The 795-nt window shown below is 36.7% G+C and carries 1 pseudogene; it reads right to left on the bottom strand.

The features are described 5' to 3' along the window. Positions 1-795, bottom strand: a pseudogene (locus MUW73_RS04105) (sodium:solute symporter family transporter); the annotation flags it as partial.

Here is a 795-nt window from a genome sequence, read left to right as displayed (position 1 = left end):
TCAACTTTACGCACTACTTGGTTTAAAGTAAAACCATACCCTTTAGAGAGAGCAGCACCATTAGAAGGAACTAGAGCTGCGTCATAGAGGGATGCTTTGAGTTGCTGGGATTCTCTAATCCCCTCTTGATCTTTCAGATAGAGCACTTGCTTAATACAATTACCTAGCTTGACTTTCAAGCAAATAATAATGGTAAATAACAACAGAATCAATATAAATATTGGAAATAAGGAGCATAATACTGGATAGGGTAACCCAATAGAAATCGAATAAATGGCCACTAATAAAGTAACCGCTAAACCTGCTATACCTAGATAGAGTGGCAATACCCATAAGATTACGGCACAATGGGCCAAATATAATGACGCGGTAAAGATAGAGTTTACTGCATTCCACCAATTACAAAGTAAATTTAAAGGCAGATAAAGTGTTAATCCTATTAGCCAACATAGGCCAATACACCAAGCTGGAATGGATCTTATCTTTTTCGAGATATCATAAATAAATGGATAACCTAAATAACAAGTAGATACAAAGAGTTGAAGTATAAGCCAAGAACCATGATGCGTAATATGCTCTATAAAATAAGCTAGCAAACTAGTGACAGTAGTATAGCACCCTATATATACAATCGTAGTATGGCTGGGTACCAGATTAGCCAATATAGCTTTTCTATTTGCCCAAGCATTTTTAATTGTTTCTTTTCGTTCCGCACGCTTACGGGCATTTTCTTGTTGAATCTGTGCAAACATGCTATCTGGCTTAACCCAACCTGTACCTTTTGGTTGTTTGAGA

The organism is Candidatus Cardinium sp. cByotN1, assembly GCF_022810525.1.
Taxonomy (GTDB): domain Bacteria; phylum Bacteroidota; class Bacteroidia; order Cytophagales; family Amoebophilaceae; genus Cardinium.
The sequence above is the reverse complement of the archived record's forward strand: the minus strand, read 5'-3'. Positions and strand labels throughout refer to the sequence as shown.